Source organism: Streptococcus sp. 5346 (genome assembly GCF_013277455.1).
In the GTDB taxonomy this organism is placed as follows: domain Bacteria; phylum Bacillota; class Bacilli; order Lactobacillales; family Streptococcaceae; genus Streptococcus.
The window spans coordinates 132631-149136 of record NZ_VMMY01000001.1; the positions used below are offsets into that span (position 1 = coordinate 132631).

Annotated in this window: 18 protein-coding genes and 1 pseudogene; 4 read left to right on the forward strand and 15 right to left on the reverse strand. The window is 40.4% G+C overall.

Going from position 1 to position 16506, the window contains the following annotated elements:
* The first annotated feature begins 103 nt into the window (after positions 1 to 103).
* Complete coding sequence (locus HT732_RS00670) at positions 104 to 829, forward strand: 16S rRNA pseudouridine(516) synthase (protein WP_173253633.1); 726 nt, start codon at positions 104 to 106, stop codon at positions 827 to 829.
* A gap of 33 nt (positions 830 to 862) precedes the next feature.
* Here the strand turns inward: HT732_RS00670 and HT732_RS00675 are convergent, their stop codons facing one another.
* From HT732_RS00675 to HT732_RS10200, 4 genes are all read right to left on the reverse strand, one after another.
* Positions 863 to 1246 carry a rhodanese-like domain-containing protein gene (locus HT732_RS00675; RefSeq protein ID WP_050253190.1) on the reverse strand — a complete coding sequence of 128 codons (384 nt, stop codon included), beginning with the start codon at positions 1244 to 1246 and terminating at the stop codon, positions 863 to 865.
* Positions 1246 to 1476: a YqgQ family protein gene (locus HT732_RS00680; protein ID WP_001808324.1), complete on the reverse strand. Its 231-nt coding sequence runs from the start codon at positions 1474 to 1476 to the stop codon at positions 1246 to 1248. The genes HT732_RS00675 and HT732_RS00680 overlap by 1 nt, the downstream gene beginning before the upstream one ends.
* An 85-nt stretch (positions 1477 to 1561) precedes the next feature.
* The gene (locus tag HT732_RS00685) at positions 1562 to 2158 is read right to left on the reverse strand and encodes a response regulator transcription factor (protein ID WP_173253634.1); all 597 of its coding nucleotides are present in this window, start codon (positions 2156 to 2158) and stop codon (positions 1562 to 1564) included.
* Complete coding sequence (locus HT732_RS10200) at positions 2139 to 2867, reverse strand: ATP-binding protein (protein ID WP_240155818.1); 729 nt, start codon at positions 2865 to 2867, stop codon at positions 2139 to 2141. Before HT732_RS10200 ends, HT732_RS00685 begins: the two co-directional genes overlap by 20 nt.
* 534 nt (positions 2868 to 3401) lie before the next feature.
* Here HT732_RS10200 and HT732_RS10205 point away from each other — a divergent pair.
* Positions 3402 to 3554 carry a hypothetical protein gene (locus HT732_RS10205; RefSeq protein ID WP_226946464.1) on the forward strand — a complete coding sequence of 51 codons (153 nt, stop codon included), beginning with the start codon at positions 3402 to 3404 and terminating at the stop codon, positions 3552 to 3554.
* Positions 3555 to 3793: 239 nt separating this feature from the next.
* Here HT732_RS10205 and HT732_RS00695 read toward each other — a convergent pair whose 3' ends face one another.
* Positions 3794 to 5809 (reverse strand): ABC transporter permease, encoded by a 2016-nt coding sequence (locus HT732_RS00695; RefSeq protein WP_173253636.1) that lies wholly within the window; start codon positions 5807 to 5809, stop codon positions 3794 to 3796.
* Between the two features lie 12 nt (positions 5810 to 5821).
* Entirely contained in the window at positions 5822 to 6556 is a 735-nt protein-coding gene (locus tag HT732_RS00700) for an ABC transporter ATP-binding protein (protein ID WP_173253681.1), read from the reverse strand.
* Between the two features lie 982 nt (positions 6557 to 7538).
* Here HT732_RS00700 and HT732_RS00710 point away from each other — a divergent pair.
* Complete coding sequence (locus tag HT732_RS00710; protein WP_173253637.1) at positions 7539 to 8447, forward strand: LysR family transcriptional regulator; 909 nt, start codon at positions 7539 to 7541, stop codon at positions 8445 to 8447.
* Between the two features lie 53 nt (positions 8448 to 8500).
* Here the strand turns inward: HT732_RS00710 and HT732_RS00715 are convergent, their stop codons facing one another.
* From HT732_RS00715 to miaA, 5 genes are read right to left on the reverse strand one after another with little or no spacing between them, the layout of a single operon-like run.
* Positions 8501 to 9256: an SDR family oxidoreductase gene (locus HT732_RS00715; RefSeq protein WP_173253638.1), complete on the reverse strand. Its 756-nt coding sequence runs from the start codon at positions 9254 to 9256 to the stop codon at positions 8501 to 8503.
* Positions 9257 to 9276: 20 nt separating this feature from the next.
* Positions 9277 to 10206 carry a ribonuclease Z gene (rnz, locus tag HT732_RS00720; RefSeq protein ID WP_000354331.1) on the reverse strand — a complete coding sequence of 310 codons (930 nt, stop codon included), beginning with the start codon at positions 10204 to 10206 and terminating at the stop codon, positions 9277 to 9279.
* Positions 10207 to 10220: 14 nt separating this feature from the next.
* Positions 10221 to 10844 (reverse strand): cystathionine beta-lyase, encoded by a 624-nt coding sequence (locus HT732_RS00725; protein ID WP_173253639.1) that lies wholly within the window; start codon positions 10842 to 10844, stop codon positions 10221 to 10223.
* The gene (hflX, locus tag HT732_RS00730; protein ID WP_173253640.1) at positions 10837 to 12075 is read right to left on the reverse strand and encodes a GTPase HflX; all 1239 of its coding nucleotides are present in this window, start codon (positions 12073 to 12075) and stop codon (positions 10837 to 10839) included. Before hflX ends, HT732_RS00725 begins: the two co-directional genes overlap by 8 nt.
* On the reverse strand, positions 12068 to 12952 hold the full coding sequence (gene miaA / locus HT732_RS00735) for a tRNA (adenosine(37)-N6)-dimethylallyltransferase MiaA (protein WP_173253641.1): 885 nt from the start codon (positions 12950 to 12952) through the stop codon (positions 12068 to 12070). Before miaA ends, hflX begins: the two co-directional genes overlap by 8 nt.
* Positions 12953 to 13072: 120 nt before the next feature.
* Between miaA and HT732_RS00740 the strand changes: the two genes are divergently transcribed.
* Positions 13073 to 13243 carry a DUF3042 family protein gene (locus HT732_RS00740; RefSeq protein ID WP_001051780.1) on the forward strand — a complete coding sequence of 57 codons (171 nt, stop codon included), beginning with the start codon at positions 13073 to 13075 and terminating at the stop codon, positions 13241 to 13243.
* A gap of 188 nt (positions 13244 to 13431) precedes the next feature.
* Here the strand turns inward: HT732_RS00740 and HT732_RS00745 are convergent, their stop codons facing one another.
* The 4 genes and pseudogenes from HT732_RS00745 to HT732_RS00755 form a co-directional block, all read right to left on the reverse strand.
* A complete protein-coding gene (locus HT732_RS00745; protein ID WP_173253642.1) occupies positions 13432 to 14271 on the reverse strand; it encodes a thymidylate synthase in 840 nt (279 codons plus the stop codon).
* A gap of 97 nt (positions 14272 to 14368) precedes the next feature.
* Positions 14369 to 15328 (reverse strand): ROK family glucokinase, encoded by a 960-nt coding sequence (locus tag HT732_RS00750; protein WP_054385265.1) that lies wholly within the window; start codon positions 15326 to 15328, stop codon positions 14369 to 14371.
* Between the two features lie 126 nt (positions 15329 to 15454).
* The gene (locus HT732_RS10210; protein ID WP_345890497.1) at positions 15455 to 15625 is read right to left on the reverse strand and encodes an Ltp family lipoprotein; all 171 of its coding nucleotides are present in this window, start codon (positions 15623 to 15625) and stop codon (positions 15455 to 15457) included.
* Positions 15611 to 16489 (reverse strand): annotated as a pseudogene (locus HT732_RS00755) (Ltp family lipoprotein); the annotation flags it as partial. The gene HT732_RS10210 and the pseudogene HT732_RS00755, both read right to left, overlap by 15 nt.
* Positions 16490 to 16506: the final 17 nt, after the last annotated feature.

Consider the following 16506-nt stretch of genomic DNA (forward strand, 5'->3'; position numbering starts at 1 on the left):
AGGTAAATAACATAACTCAAGCAAGTGTAAATGTTTTCACTCTGCTTTTCTTTTCACGTCAAGCCTTTTCAAAGCAAGCGACTTATGATAAGATAAGCACAGTATGCGTTTAGATAATTTATTAGCCCAAGAAAAAATCAGCCGAAAGGCCATGAAGCAAGCACTCCTCAAAGGGGAAATTCTAGTCGATGGTTGCCCAGCCCGTTCCTTAGCCCAAAATATCGATACAGGACTACAAGAACTCCTTTTTCAGGACCAAATCATTCGAGGCTATGAGCACACCTACCTTATGATTCATAAGCCTGCTGGTGTCGTTACAGCCAATAAAGACAGGGAACTTCCAACTGTCATGGACCTGCTGTCACCTGACATCCAGTCTGACAAGCTCTATGCCGTCGGCCGACTAGACCGAGATACGACAGGACTCCTCCTCTTGACCGATAACGGTCCCTTGGGCTTTCAGCTCCTCCATCCCCAATATCATGTCGATAAGACTTATCAAGTTGAGGTTAATGGACTTCTGACACCTGACCATATCCAAGCCTTTCAAAAGGGAATTGTCTTTTTAGATGGTACTGTCTGTAAACCTGCAAGACTAGAGATTCTATCTGCAAGTCCTTCTTTCAGCCAAGCCTCTATCACCATTTCAGAAGGAAAATTTCATCAGGTTAAGAAAATGTTTCTCTCGGTTGGTGTCAAGGTGACCTCACTCAAACGCACCCATTTTGGACCTTGGAGCTTGGATGAGAATCTTCAAGAGGGAGACTATCGCCCCCTCAACTCAGAAGAGTTGACAAGCATTCGTGACTTTCTCAGAAAAAGTGGTTAAAAAATGAGCTCGGAAACATCCAAGCTCGTTTTCTTATTTCTCAACTTTGACTTTCCCTTTCCAAGAATCCAAACCATAAGAAAGGATATAAATCTCAGAAAAACCTTGTTTTTTCAAGTAAAGGGCTGCATTTGTGACACGTTGCGCACGTTGGTTTTCGTAAAGAAGGACAGGTTTATCTTTACGAAGAGCTGCAAGACTAGTCTTCAACTGACTTGAAGGAATATTGCGGGCCCCAAGGATATGTTTTCTGTGGAATTCAGCTGGGTCGCGCAAATCAATCAATTGACCCGTACGAATCAAGGCTTCAAATTCCTCATTGTCTACAATTTTAGCCGCACGGCGAATACGAAAATAGTTAAAGCCCATCCACGCCAACATTGCTAGTATAAGTGCCCACAAAATCCAAGTAACCATTAGTTCTTTTCTCCATTTTTCTCAATATAATCCAATTCTACCTTGTGCTCTCTGCGAAGAACCGCTTCTGCTTCTAGATAGTCTAATTTGTCCATCAACCCTGCATCGTAAATCCGAGAGAGTTCCAACTTCATCAGTTCAATATCATATAAGCGTTTTCCCATATAAACAATAATACCAAATCGTTTGAGGAATTGCTGCACATCATAGAATGTTTTCATAAGACTCATTCTAGCAAATTTTTGTCTTTTTTTCAAGAAGAGACCATACAAGAAGTATCACACAAATTAAAAAAGCTGCATCTTCTGCAACTTTTTAATCTGGTGGAAAATAGCCCAACTGCTCAGCGATATGAATCGCCTCCTGCCTGTTAGCCACTCCTAATTTTGAAAAGATATTGGCCAAGTGATTAGAAACTGTACGTTTACTCACATAGACCTTGTCACAGACATCATCAATGGTCAAGCCATTTCTAACCAGTTCTAGTATCTCGATTTCTCGTGGTGTTAGCACCTCTACCATCACTTCATCTGAAAAGACCTTACCTCCTAGATAAATCTTTTCCAGTTTTTTCACCAACTCATCTGGATCCATACTTTTATCTAGAAAGCCATAAGCTCCCATAGCTTTAGCTCGGTGTTCATACATCTTTTTGCTGTATCCCGTCAAAATTACAATCTTACTAGAACAACCATTGTCGATAATATCTTGTGCCAAGGTCAGCCCATCATCTTGATACAGACTCGTCAGGTTGATGTCAATCAAAATAATGTCGTAGTTATTAAAAGCAATCTCCGAAATAGTCGAAAAATTATCCACTAACTGGACCTTTTTTATGTTTTCCGATAACTCTAAAATCATCTTGATACTTTGGCTAAATAATTTATGATCATCAATTAACAAAATTTTCATAGCACAACTCCTTATCAATCGGGAGAGTAATTTCTACACGAAATCTCTTATTATTTTCAAAAATCTGCATCTGACCACCTAAAACACTAATTTTATTAGACATATTTTTCAAGCCATAACCTAAGGATTTTTCTGTTTGAAGGCAGTCATTTTCAGAAATGATAAAAATAGCGTCATCATGCACATCAATCTTCAAAGAAATCGTTCCACCACTAGCGTACTTAACTGCATTGGTCGCCAACTCCTCAACCAGACGATAGGTAATTTTATCGTAAGGAGATAAAAGTCTAAAGTGGGCAGGAAACTGTGTGACAAATTCATTTTCTGCGTGATAGCGCTTGACAATCCGATTAATCAGCCCTTGATACTGGATGTCTAACTGCTCGTCTGTTTCTACCATTGGCTGATAATAATCCATCCGCTCACGAATCCGCTGAACCAACTCCTCTGTCACCAGATTGATCTGTTCACCAAAAGCTTTATTGCTACTATATTGATTGAAATTTTTTATTGCCATCACATTTTGCAGGATTTCATTGTGAAGAAATTCGGAGAACTGTTGTTCTGTGTCTTCATTTGCCAGCAGACTTTTCACCATACGGTTACGCTTTAAAAAGAGAACTTTTACATAATCCCTAGCATCTAGCATATCAGCAGAACGAAAGAGGCGAATCAATTCTTCCGAACAAATCCCGAACAATAGTAACATGATATTCAAGACCAAAAAGCTCGTGTTTAAGTTTAGACGAAAGATGATGAAAATACCTACTAACAAAAACATAACTAGTAAAAATAAGTGTGAAAAAGCTTTTATATAGGACAATTTTAACTCTGATACCTTTTTTTGAAGAGAGCTGATAATCGTTTTGAAGTGTAAAAAAGCTAAAATGCCAAGAATTTCCAGATACCAGACTAGGTTCATCACTCCTGAGCCCGTCGTATTGATATACAAAAAGAAATAAGAAAGAGGCAATATCAAAGCTAATATCCACAAATTTCGTCTCTGATACTTGAGTTTACTTTTCAACTCTTTATGATATAAAATCAGTAAAATCAAGGGAACAAGGTTTAAAAAGAAAGACGCAAACAAGGACAGAAATAGAAAAATTGAAGGACTTAACAGATACGAACTAATGGTGATTAGTGTCAACACAAAGGACACACTCAACAGTTCTTCTCCTATTTTCTCTCCCAGAAAGATAATAGACAGAGAACTATACACCAATAAAAAAGAGTTGAGCGGATGAAGAATATCAAAAAAGTGCAACAGGGTGTTCGCAACTCCTTGATTAAAGATGGATTGCCAGCTAATGAGAAACATCATCAGGAGCAACCAAAGTTTCAACTCACTATACCGAAAGGTCACAATATTACAAATATAGCTAAATACAATTAAAGCAATAATCAGCAATAAAACCATCTGTAAGGAAAAATCTGTCGAAAACTCCAGAGGAATCCTATAATAAATATAAATCATCAAAGTTAGATGATTCAAAATCGTCAACCACCACAATAAAAGTGAGTTTTTCGAGATCAATTTGACAAACTGTTTCATATGTATCCACTTCCTGAACTACTTTAATATCATTATAACACAATACCAGAATTGTCGGATAGGCAACTCTGGTATTTGACTTAATTTTCAATCATTTGCCAACTTACTCTGTAAGTCACTAGCAGGTAAAGGACAAATAGTAAGACCGCTACTCCCAGATAGGTGATATCAATAGAAATGCTGGTATTAGCGAAATTCTCAAAATAGCCCAAAAGAGCGGTACTCAAGGCAAATGCTAGCGGACCTGCGATGACCAGCGGAACCAAGAAATAACTTAGAATCTGTTGCAAAAGAATAAAGCGATTTTGCTTTCTCTTATTCCCAAGAAGGTATAAGATTTGATAATCATTCACACTATCCAAAGCACTTGTAGAAGTTTGAAGGGACAAGATACTGAGGGAAATAATGATAAAAATAACACTGACAAAAATCATGACAAAGACAATGACGCCCATAAATCCAAGGTAAACCTCAAAAATACTTCCTTTCGTTTGATAGGTGAACGAATTCAACTCTGCTCCTTCACGAGTGAAGTAGTATTTTTCAATCCACTGACTCAAGAATGTTTCTACTTCCCGTTTGTCAATGTTTTCTTTGAAATTGGCAACATAGGTCGTGTGGTCTTCCGTCAATCCAACTACTACCTTATCTGGTACAATCAAGGTTCCTGCGTCATTTAGACCTACTGAAGATAAAAAGTAAACTGTTTCAAGTGGCTTTGAAGAGGCAAGGTTGAGAGAATGACCGTTAATCATGAGGGTTTTGGTCGTTGATAGAAATTCCTGAATCTGCTTGGCAGTTCCTTTATAATTGGCATTGACTAGAAATTGGTCTTCTGCCAAGTCAACCGCTTTTTTCCCTTGCAGTTTGCGGAGATGATTGTAGGCAGAAATTCCTAAAATCGGTACTTTTGATTCAGGAAGTTCCTTATCATGCGCCCAGAGATTGCTAGTATCAATCAAATCTTTATAAGTTAAATTACTAGAATAGCTAGGATAGCTGTACTCCTCTTTGATGAGGTTAAAGTCAAATCCATCTGCTTTCAGCCTATCTTTTACAGAATCCTGAGCAAATTGGAACTCTTGACCACGATAAAGATTGACAGTTACATCATAAGGTGAGTATTTGTTCAGCTCTCGGTTCATAGTCGTATAGGCACTACCACTAAAAACGAGTAAGCTGAGAGCCAGTGTCAAGGTCAAGGATAAGACAGCCAACGTGACCGAATTACTATCAGCTTGTTTTGAAAATTGACGGATTTTAAAAGTGTTTAGTTTGTTATAGTAGGTTTGAGGCAGTTTTCTAAGGGAGACCAAGATAAAATGGCTCAAGGTATTGTAAAATAAAATCACAAAAATCACGAAGACAGATACCAGCAAGATACCCCAGCTTTTCAAGAATGATAGATGGTGATAGTCTGAAAAATAGAGAGCACCAAAACCAATAACAGCTGTCGAAAGAATAAAGAGAAATGCTTGAAGAACTGGCTTGCCTTTTGCCAAGACAGATTTCTTGACCCCATTTTCTTGAATGAGTGCAATGATATTTTGCTTTCTAAAGGTAAGAATGTCCATGACACCAACAATAAAACTGGTGACCAAATAGGAATAAACTAGTAAGATGACAGACTTGCTATCAAAGAAAAGCAGACTACCAAAGTAATTTGCCATAAAAAACTCAGATGCAACCTTAGCTAGAATGACCAGTAAGATCACTCCAAGCAAGAAACCTAGAATCAAGGAAAAGATATTGACCAGCATGGTTTCAAAGAACAGGGTACGGATAATCTGCTTCTTCTTCATGCCCAGCGTTGCATAAAGTCCCAACTCTTTCTTGCGCCGTCCCAGAACAAAGTTTGTGGAGTAAACGATGAGAAAGGCAATCGCCGATAGAATCAGATAGGAAAGCAAGCCCATGTACTGGCTCATCACCGTCGTTAACATTTCCTTTGCTCCTGATAAACTTTGCATCACTGGATGGCTTGGTAAAGCATTAAAAGCGTAGAGCAAGCTATAAATCAAGGTTAGACTGAAAAAATAGATGGTATAGGTCTGTAAATTTCGAAATACATTTCGTAAAATCAATTTTGGATACATACTCTCCCCCTCCTATCTTGTACGGCTGTAAATCTCTTGCAAATACTGTTCATTAGATAAGCTGTTACGTTCCAAATCATCCATAATCTTTCCATCACTGAGTAGCACCATCCGTGAGGAATACTTGGCTGCAGCAGGGTCGTGGGTGACCAATAAAATGGTGATGCCAAAACTTTTATTGATTTCCTGCAAAAGCGCCATCAGTTTTTCAGAATTGGCAGAATCCAAGGCTCCTGTCGGCTCATCTGCGATAATCAGTTTAGAATCATCAATCAAGGCTCTAGCAGTTGCCACACGTTGTCGCTGACCACCTGATAACTGATTAGGAAACTTATCTTTTAAGTTTTGGATGGCCAACTTATCCAAAATTTCCACAATCTTATCCTGATGTTTTTTGATATTTTTCCCCTGAATTTGAAGAGGTAGGACGATATTTTCATAGACCGTCAAGGTTTCCACCAAGTTGTAAGCTTGGAAAATATAGGAAATGTTTTTAGCACGATAGTCAGCTAGTTCATTTTCCTTGGCATGGATGATGTCAAAATCTTCAAATCGAATCTCACCTGATGTTGGTTTATCAATCGTTGAAATACAGTTGAGAAGTGTTGTTTTTCCACTACCACTAGCTCCCATAATTGCCAGAAATTCGCCTTTTTCAACGGACAAGTTCACATCTGATAAAGCATGAACGATATTATCCCCTTGACCAAATGTTTTCGTTAATCCTGTCACGATAAGTTGTTTCATCATTTCATTCCTCCGTTTCTTTATTACGCTCTCATTATACGGTTTCTTTCAAGGTTTGCCATGAGTATTTTGTGCAATATATTCAAGTTATAAAAAACCGATGCCTTTTTCAGGTATCGGTCGATGTTGATTATTTGCGATCGTTTCTTTTTTTCATAAAGTAAACAATCCCTATGACAAGAACTCCTAAGACCAGTACAGGTGCATAGAATTCTAGTGTTCCAATAATTCCTTCCATTTTATCCTCCTGTCAAAAAATAGAGGTAGTTTTATCCACAGCGCACGTTTGGCGAAATACATTCATAAGAATATCAAACCACCAACCACAGCGTCCCTGTGCTGTTAATCTAACAGCCGTACCCTACCCAGCAACAGATTTTCCATTCAATTCTTGGCTATTAATTTCCATAATCCAAAGAATCAATCTCAAAGTTGTCTTATTTTATTTGTATTTCTCCCGTAAATATAACACCAAATCAAAATGTTGTCAATGTTTTGTAATAAAACACTAGAATTTTCCTTTTGTTTTATCTAACAACGAACATTATTTCTCGTATACTCATAAGAATAGGTAAAACACAATCTACACAGATTTGCTAGCGTCATTTTAAAAGCTGTGTACCACAAGCTTCTGATTGCGCGGAAAGTTCTTGCTTTTCAACCTCAAAACTTAGAGAATCAATCTCTGAACGATTTGTATTTTTAGCCATAAGGTTGCCTCCTTCCTTCTTTTGGATGATCATTTTTACAATAACTAGTATAAACTCTAGTATTGGCTAAGTAATGAGTAAATCGTGCAAGTTTCTTATTTTCGAGTAAAATTTTTATAGTGCCCAATACATACCTTGCTCAGCTACTTTTTTACCTTATTTACTAAATGATTTAGAAGTTTCTTCTTAACTACTTTACAGAGACTCACACAATGCTCCTGATTTTCCTATCTTCTTTGGCGATTCTGACGCAAGTGTGGTACAATAAAAACATGAGAATTCAACAATTACATTATATTATCAAAATCGTCGAAACTGGCTCCATGAATGAGGCAGCCAAGCAACTCTTTATCACTCAGCCTAGTCTTTCCAACGCAGTAAGAGATTTGGAAAATGAAATGGGCATTGAAATCTTTATCCGCAATCCCAAGGGTATCACCTTGACCCGTGATGGGATGGAGTTTCTCTCTTATGCCCGTCAGGTTGTCGAGCAAACCCAGCTTCTGGAGGAACGCTATAAAAATCCTGTCGCCCACCGCGAACTCTTTAGCGTTTCGTCTCAACACTATGCCTTTGTAGTCAACGCTTTCGTCTCTCTGCTCAAGAAAAGCGATATGGAAAAATACGAGCTTTTTCTTCGTGAAACTCGGACTTGGGAAATTATCGACGACGTCAAGAACTTCCGTAGTGAGGTCGGTGTCCTATTTTTAAACAGCTACAACCGCGATGTTTTAACCAAGATGCTGGATGACAATCATCTGCTGGCTCACCATCTCTTCACAGCACAACCGCATATCTTTGTCAGCAAGACCAATCCTCTGGCAAAGAAAGACAAGGTCAAACTATCTGATTTGGAAAACTTCCCTTATCTCAGCTATGACCAAGGGACGCACAACTCCTTCTACTTTTCAGAAGAGATTCTTTCCCAAGAACACCACAAGAAATCCATCGTAGTCAGCGACCGTGCTACCCTCTTTAATCTCTTGATTGGTCTGGACGGTTATACCATTGCGACAGGGATTTTGAACAGCAACCTCAACGGAGACAATATCGTTTCTATCCCACTGGATATTGATGACCCAATTGAGCTGGTCTATATCCAGCATGAAAAAACCAGCCTGTCTAAGATGGGCGAACGCTTTATCGACTATCTCCTAGAAGAAGTTCAGTTTAATAGTTGAGAAATAATAAGAACCAATATGTAGGCTAACAACAACCTGCATATTGGTTCTTTTTACTTATAATTAAAAGTTTCCCCTGCCAACTTATCTGCTAGCTTGGGAAAGAGAGTATAAAACTTATGGGCTAGATTCAACAAAATCGGGAGATTGAGTTCTCGTTTGTTTTTTCCTATAATCTTGACAATCTTTTTAGCCACTGCATCTGGTTTCAACAGGAAGCGTTCAACCGACTTGAGATAGGTGCCATCTGGGTCGGCCTGGTCAAAAAATCCTGTTCGGATTGGGCCTGGATTAACTGTTGTCACATAGACACCATAGGGCCTGAGTTCAAGGCGCAAAGCATTTGAAAAACCAATGGCTGCAAACTTAGTGGCTGAGTAGAGACTAGACTTGCCAGTGGCAATCAAACCTGCCATGCTAACAATATTGATGATATGGCCTTTTCGACTCTCTTTCATACGGGCCGCAAGGCGTCGAGATAGATTCATCAGAGCAAAGGTATTGACCTCAAACATCTGATGAATATCTTGGTCGGAAATCTGGTCAAATTCCTCAAAGTTCCCGTAACCAGCGTTGTTTATCAAAACATCAATCTTGCCATAGCGGAGATAGAGGTCTGCTACCAGAGTTTCTAAGGCTGAATCATCGGTAATATCGATTTCAATCAATTCTGCTTGTGGATGATTTCCGTAGAGTTGAGCTAATTTTTCCTTATTTCTACCAAGCAAGATGAGTTGGTCATTTGGCAGGAGTTTGACCATTTCTTGGGCTAGACCACCGCTAGCTCCAGTAATGAGAATAGTAGACATACTGTTCCTTTCTCAATTTTTTAGATTTCCACTTCTTCCAAGTCTTTGACCACATGGACATTTTCAAAAACACTAGCAGCGTCTTTTTTGAGCTTACTGATATCTTTTGAGAGAAAACGAGCACTGATGTGGTTGAGCAAGAGGCGTTTGGCACCTGCTTCTACTGCTACTTGTGCAGCTTGCATATTAGTAGAGTGGCCATGGTTACGAGCAATTTTTTCATCACCCTTGCCATAAGTGGACTCATGGACAAGGACATCGGCATTGACAGCCAGACGCACACTGGCATCCGTTTTTCGAGTGTCTCCTAAAATAGTGATAATTTTACCTGGACGTGGAGCTGAGATATAGTCTGCTGCCTTGATTTCAGTTCCGTCTTCCAAAACAACATCCTGGCCGTTTTTGATTTTCCCAAAAAGTGGGCCAAATGGGACGCCAGCAGCCTTGAGCTTTTCAGCATCTAAAGTTCCTTCTAGATCCTTTTGGATAACACGATAACCAACACAGAAAATAGTGTGGTCCAGCTCTTCTGCATACACCGTAAATTTATCGGTCTCAAGGATTTTTCCTAAAGAATCTTGGTCAAACTCATGAAAATGAATACGATAAGGCAGACGCGAACCTGACACACGAAGGCTGGTTAAGACAAAGGACTTGATCCCTTGAGGTCCATAGATTTCCAAATCCGTCTGCTCTTCATTAGCCTGAAAGGCTCGACTAGAAAGGAAACCTGGTAAGCCAAAGATGTGGTCTCCATGTAGGTGGGTAATAAAGATTTTGCTGACCTTACGTGGTCGAATTGTGGTCTCAAGAATGCGATTTTGCGTACCTTCTCCACAGTCAAAGAGCCAAACTTCGTTAATCTCGTCCAAGAGTTTCAGGGCGAGACTTGAAACGTTGCGGGCTTTAGAGGGCTGACCAGCCCCCGTTCCTAAAAATTGAATATCCATTCGATACTTTCTAATTAATCAATATATAACATGGCTGTGCGGTTTTCCGATCGGAAATAGCGTTTGCCAGAAAAAGAAGCAGCTTCTTGCAGTAAATCCTCTTGACTATAACCTTTTAGACACTTGCGACCATCAGCCAAGCTTTCTAAATCAGTTAAAGCTGTGAGACTCTCCATGCTAACAACTTCCTCGTCCCCGACAGCTTTCAGATAAATCTTACCAGACTCTTCAAAGACCAGTTGATGGGGGAAAATTTGCGCAATTTCAAAGAGCAAGTCATCCGAAATCTTCTCTTCATTCTCAGAGAAAATTCGACCCAGTCCCTCACTCTCATAACAAAAACCAAAGGACTTGCCAGACAGATTAAGCCGAATAAAAGGCTTATTTTCTAGGGTGAAACTAGGTCCAGCATTGTAAAGATTCAGTTCCTGACTGAGTTCCGCAAAATAATCGGTTGCAGCCTCAGGACTCTTTTTTTGGTAAAGTTCTGCAAAGTAAGCATTGACCACACTTGGCGGAGGGGTAATGAGAGCCAGCTGCTCCTGCTCTGTTTTACCAGCTAGAAGCTGATCCAGAAAGACCTTATCCAGACTTGTATAGCCCCCATATTTTAGAGCCAACGTTTTAATATCAGTCATAAAATTCTTCTAACCTCCATTTGTTTTTCTCAGAAATGTAGCCTGTAATCACTTCTCCGTCCTCTTGATAATCACGTTCTTCCAAAATCGCGACACTTTCTAAATCATGAATCTTATAGGACTTTGAAAAAGGCACACGCAGGGTAAAGGGTTCGAAAATATCCTTGATTTTCTCTAAAAACAAAGCCTGCAAGTTCTCACGACTATCCTCAGACTTGGCAGAAATGAGGGCATAAGGCGTCTGAGTAGGTGTAAAATCCTCCACCAAATCGGCTTTATTGTAGAGGGTCAAGCGAGGAATATCTTCCATATCCAAATCTTTCATGATGGACAAAACTGTTTTTTCATGCTCCTCGTGGTAAGGATTGCTGGCGTCGATAACATGAACCAGAAGATCCACATGCTTGCTTTCCTCCAAGGTTGACTTAAAACTAGATACCAACTCTGTCGGCAAATCTTGGATAAAGCCCACGGTATCTGTCAAAGTTACTTGGAGATTGCCTCCCAGATGGATACTCTTAGTCGTCGCATCCAGAGTCGCAAAGAGCTCATCAGCCTCATACTGGGGCTTGCTGGTCAAGGTGTTCATGATAGTTGACTTCCCAGCATTGGTGTAACCAATCAAACCAATCTTAAAAGTGCTGGACTCCAAACGTTTTTCTCGAACTGTCGCCCGATTTTTCTCAACCACCTTGAGTTGGCGCTCGATATCCGTGATTTGATTGCGAACACTACGACGGTTCAATTCCAGCTGGCTTTCACCAGGACCACGGGAACCAATTCCCCCTGCCTGACGGCTGAGCATAATTCCCTGACCAACCAAGCGGGGCAAGAGATATTTGAGCTGGGCTAGGTGGACTTGGAGCTTCCCTTCATGGCTTCGAGCTCGCATGGCAAAGATATCCAAAATCAACTGCATACGGTCAATGACCTTAACACCGAGAACTTCCTCTAGATTGACATTTTGCCGTGGAGTCAAACGGTTGTTGACAATGACAGTCGTAATTTCTTCTGCATCCACCATAAGCGCAATTTCTTCCAACTTACCAGAGCCGACGAAGGTCTTGGAATCATATTTTTCACGTTTTTGTCTGTAGCTATCTACAACGACTGCCCCTGCCGTTTTCGCTAAACTGGCCAATTCTTCCATGGAGAGGTCAAAATTGTCCATGCCCTGCAATTCTACACCAATCAGCAGAACCCGTTCCTCTTTTTTCTCCGTTTCAATCATCTAAAAACTCCTCTATCTGGCTTAAAATGCGGTCTTTTACACCAGATTCTCCAATCTGATAAAAGGTGACCTGCATGCGATTACGGAACCAGGTCAACTGACGCTTGGCAAAACGACGAGTCGCCTGTTTGAGGCTCTCACTAGCTTCCTCCAAGGTCTGCTCTCCACGGAAGTAAGGAAAGAGTTCCTTGTAGCCAATGCCCTTAGCAGCCTGCACATCAGGGTAATGATCAAAGAGCCACTTGGCCTCATCCAAAAGACCAGCCTCAAACATCAAATCCACTCGATGATTGATACGCTCATAAAGTTGACTACGTTCATCATCCAAGCAGATAATCAATGGTTCATACAAGGTCTCTTGATTTTCCAAATCCTGACCAAAATGGGCAATTTCTAAGGCACGCATAGCACGACGACGATTAAACTGGGGAATCTCAAGGCCTGCTTGCTCCACCAGATGAGCTAATTCCTCATCTGAATATGGCTCCAAACTAGCTCGATAGTCCAAAATCTTCTCATGGGGAGTCTCCCCACCTAGGTGGTAACCTTCAAGCAAGCTCTGGATATAAAGCCCAGTCCCACCAGCAATAATAGCTAGCTTGCCCCGACTGTGAATATCCTCAATAGCCATCTTAGCTTCTGAAACAAAATCAAAAGCCGAGTAAGACTCGGTTACCTCTCTAACATCGATTAAATGATGAGGAACAGCTGCCTGCTCTTCTGGACTAGCCTTGGCCGTCCCAATATCAAGTCCTCGATAGACTTGCTGGCTATCTCCACTAACCACTTCGCCATTAAAACGCTTTGCAACTTCAATAGCAAGGGCTGTTTTTCCAACTGCAGTCGGTCCAACAATCACAATTATTTTTGTTTTCATCTTTTTTCCTTGAAAAATTCCCATTTTTTCGTTACTATTATTATAACACAAAAAGGTCAGTCAGAAAAATGTGACCTCTTGAGGGGGCTGGCTGATTAAGAAGATAAAGGAGGAAGACTCATGGCTAAAGGATTCGCTAAAGGTCTTGTAACAGGTGTCGCAGGAACTGTCGCTGCAGTCGCAGGTGCAGTATACGCATTTAAAAAGAAAGTGATCGAACCAGAAGAACAAAAAGCAGCTTTCATCGAAGAAAACCGTAAAAAAGCAGCTCGTCGCCGCGTATCACGTTAAAAAACAAAAGAAGTTGGGATTTATTGTCTCAACTTCTTTTTTCTATTCTTTTATACTGAGCAAACTAAGAAGCTAGCCGCAGGTTGCTCAANNGTTGTAGATAAGACTGACGAAGTAAGCTCAAAACACCGTTTTGAGGTTGTTGATGAAGCGACGCTGACGTGGTTTGAAGAGATTTTAGAAGAGCCTTAAATAGCTAGGTCAAACTTCAACTGTGGCTTGACAGGGTCATAATCCACCAACTCAAAATCTTCTGCTTTAATATCAAAGAAATTGGTCCCATCTGGTACATTCAAGACCAAGTGTGGTTGGCAGTTTGACGGCTCCCGACGAAGCAATTCCTCTGCTTGTTCAAATTGATTGTCATAGATATGGAGGTTGTTGATGAAGTAGAAGAACTTACCAACCTTCCAGCCAAAATGCTTGGCAATCATCATTTGAAGAGCCACATACTGCATAGCGTTGATATGGTGGGCTACCAGCATATCATTGGAGCGCTGGGTCAAGGTCGCATCCAGATAGATTTCTCCATCTACACGGCGGACATCAAACATGGTCTGAAAGGCGCACGGGAGCAACCCATCTGTTTCTTCGAAAGCTTGGTAATCCCAGAGTGATATGATATTGCGACGGTTCCAAGGGTTGGCTTCCAACTGCTTGAGAAGCTTATTGATGATGTCGTGTTTCTTAACAACAGCACCGTAGCGCTCACCAATAGTTCCCGTATCTCCCACTTCCCAGTCATTCCAATAGTGAACATTGTACTTGTCATTGAGAACTTCTAGGCTATTTGACTGGTCTTGGTAAATCCAGAGCACTTCCTTGATGGCGGATTTGATGGCAATAGGACGCAAGGTTGTGATGGGGAATTCCCCCTTGGCCAAGTCATACTCGGCAAATGCACCCGTTACATACTTGGAGTTGGCAACTGTCCCATCCTTGTACTTGGGACGGGCCTGCTCAGAAAAGACACCGTCTTTGAGGATTCGTTCAATATTTTCTTTAAAAATTGTATCTGCTTTTGTCATTCTCTCTCACCTCATTTATTGTCCTACCTAGTATAGCATAAAAAATAAAAGAGGAACATTACTAACTCTAGGTTAGCATTTTTCCTCTTTTATTATTTTATTGCAATACAAGTGATGCTGCTCCGATAACTCCAGCGTCATTTCCTAGAGTTGCAAGAGCTAATTTAGTAGATGTACGTACTTGTGGGAAGCTATTTTCGTCGTAGACTTTTTGAACACCTTGTAGAAGGAATTCTCCCGCAGCTGATACACCACCACCGATAACGATTGTTGATGGGTTCAGGATTGAACCGATGTTGGCACAAGCGATTCCCAAGTAACGTGAGAAGTTACGGTAAACGATCAAGGCGAGGTCGTCTCCTTCTTTTGCGAGGTCAAAGACAGTCTTAGCAGTTACTTCTTCTCCGTTATCAATCAAGCGTTTCAATGCTGCATCACCTTCGTATTCATCGGCATAGCGACGAGTTAAGTTGACAATCCCTGTTGCTGAAGCGACTGTCTCAAGGCAGCCTTTCTTACCGCAAGTACATGCGATTGGTTGGTCAAAGTCAACAGTGATGTGGCCAAGCTCACCTGCTGCACCAGCAACACCGTGAAGCAATTTGCCTTCTGCGACGATACCACCACCAACACCAGTACCAAGTGTCATAAAGACAACATCTGGTTGGTTATCACCAGCCCCCATCCAGCGCTCACCAAGAGCTGCCACGTTGGCATCATTATCAATGAAGAATGGAATACCCAAGGCTTTTTCAATTTTTTCTTTAATTGGTTGAAGGGTTTTCCAGTTCAAGTTGTAGGCACCAATAACAGTTCCTTTTTCGCGGTCAACCACACCTGGTGATCCCATCCCAATTCCTTGGAAGTCCGCTGTTGCCAATCCAAGCAAGTCCAAACGATGTTGAATAGACTCAATCATATCATCTACGATATGACTTCCCTCATCCAAAATGTTAGTTTTGATAGACCATTTTTCTTGGATTTCTCCTGCTGTTGTTAAGATTGCAAATTTGATAGAAGTTCCACCAAGGTCAATCCCAATAATCTTTTGACTCATCATATTCTCCTTTTTCATTATGAATTAATTGAAAATGCTTACAGATATAGTATAACAAAATTCAGTCATTTATGCAAAGGTTTGCGTAAATGACTTATAAGGAATTTTTTCGCCTACCAGTATCTGTTAATCATCTAAATGATCAATGGCATATTGAGCTTCTTCTTCAGTAAATTCTTCACCATACGGTGAGACAAGCTGATCATAAATTGCTGACTTCGATTTATTAAATAATTTTTGATAACTCTTGGCCTTAGCTAAAGCATTTGACTTATAATCTGCATCCAGATGATCAATTGCATATTGCGCAGCATCACTTGTAAATTTTTCCCCATATTGAGAAGTCAACTGTTTATATAAGCGTTTTTTAGACATCGTAGCCCATGAATTATAACTTTTTGCCTTTCCTAAAGCAGCAGAATATTCACTATTGCTATCATCACTAGAAGAAGAACTTGTACTCGCTTGCCCCTCCTTCCAAACTCCGTCAGCACCAACATAATAACGTCCGCCATCAACCCATTCATTGACAGCCATTTTACCATCTGATTTCAAATAGTAATTCCCTTGCCACGTGCTGTAAGCGTAAGATCCATCTGATGTCAAATAATACCAAGCTTGGTAAGAAGAGTCATAAACCCATTCACCTTTAGCCATTTTACCATCTGATTTCAAATAGTAATTTCCTTGCCATGTACTATAAGCATACGAACCATCTGATTTCAAGTAATACCAAGCTTGATAGGATGAATCATAAATCCATTCGCTCTGGGCCATTTTCCCGTCTGCTTTCAGGTAATAGCTTCCCTTCCAAGCATTTTTCACTGGATTTCCATTTCCATCAAAGTAGTACCAAGCGCCATCCTGCTTAACCCAACCACTTGTTGTTGATGAACTTGTATCAGTTTGAGTTGTAGTCTCTTGTTTTGCTTTAAAAGCACCCTTAGGGGCATTTTTCAATTCACAAGCCACACCATCATGGTCGCGATCTAACTTGGCAGAATAACCAGGATCCCCCTTATGAAAATCTGAATAGCCATTAGCCCAAGCTTCCTTACAGCTAGAAAAATGGATGTTTTCTTCTGCTAAAACAGATTGTGAAAACAAGGCTAAAACTGACAACGTCGCCAAACTCATTTTAAAAAATAGACGTTTGTTCATTACTTTCTCCTATAGGA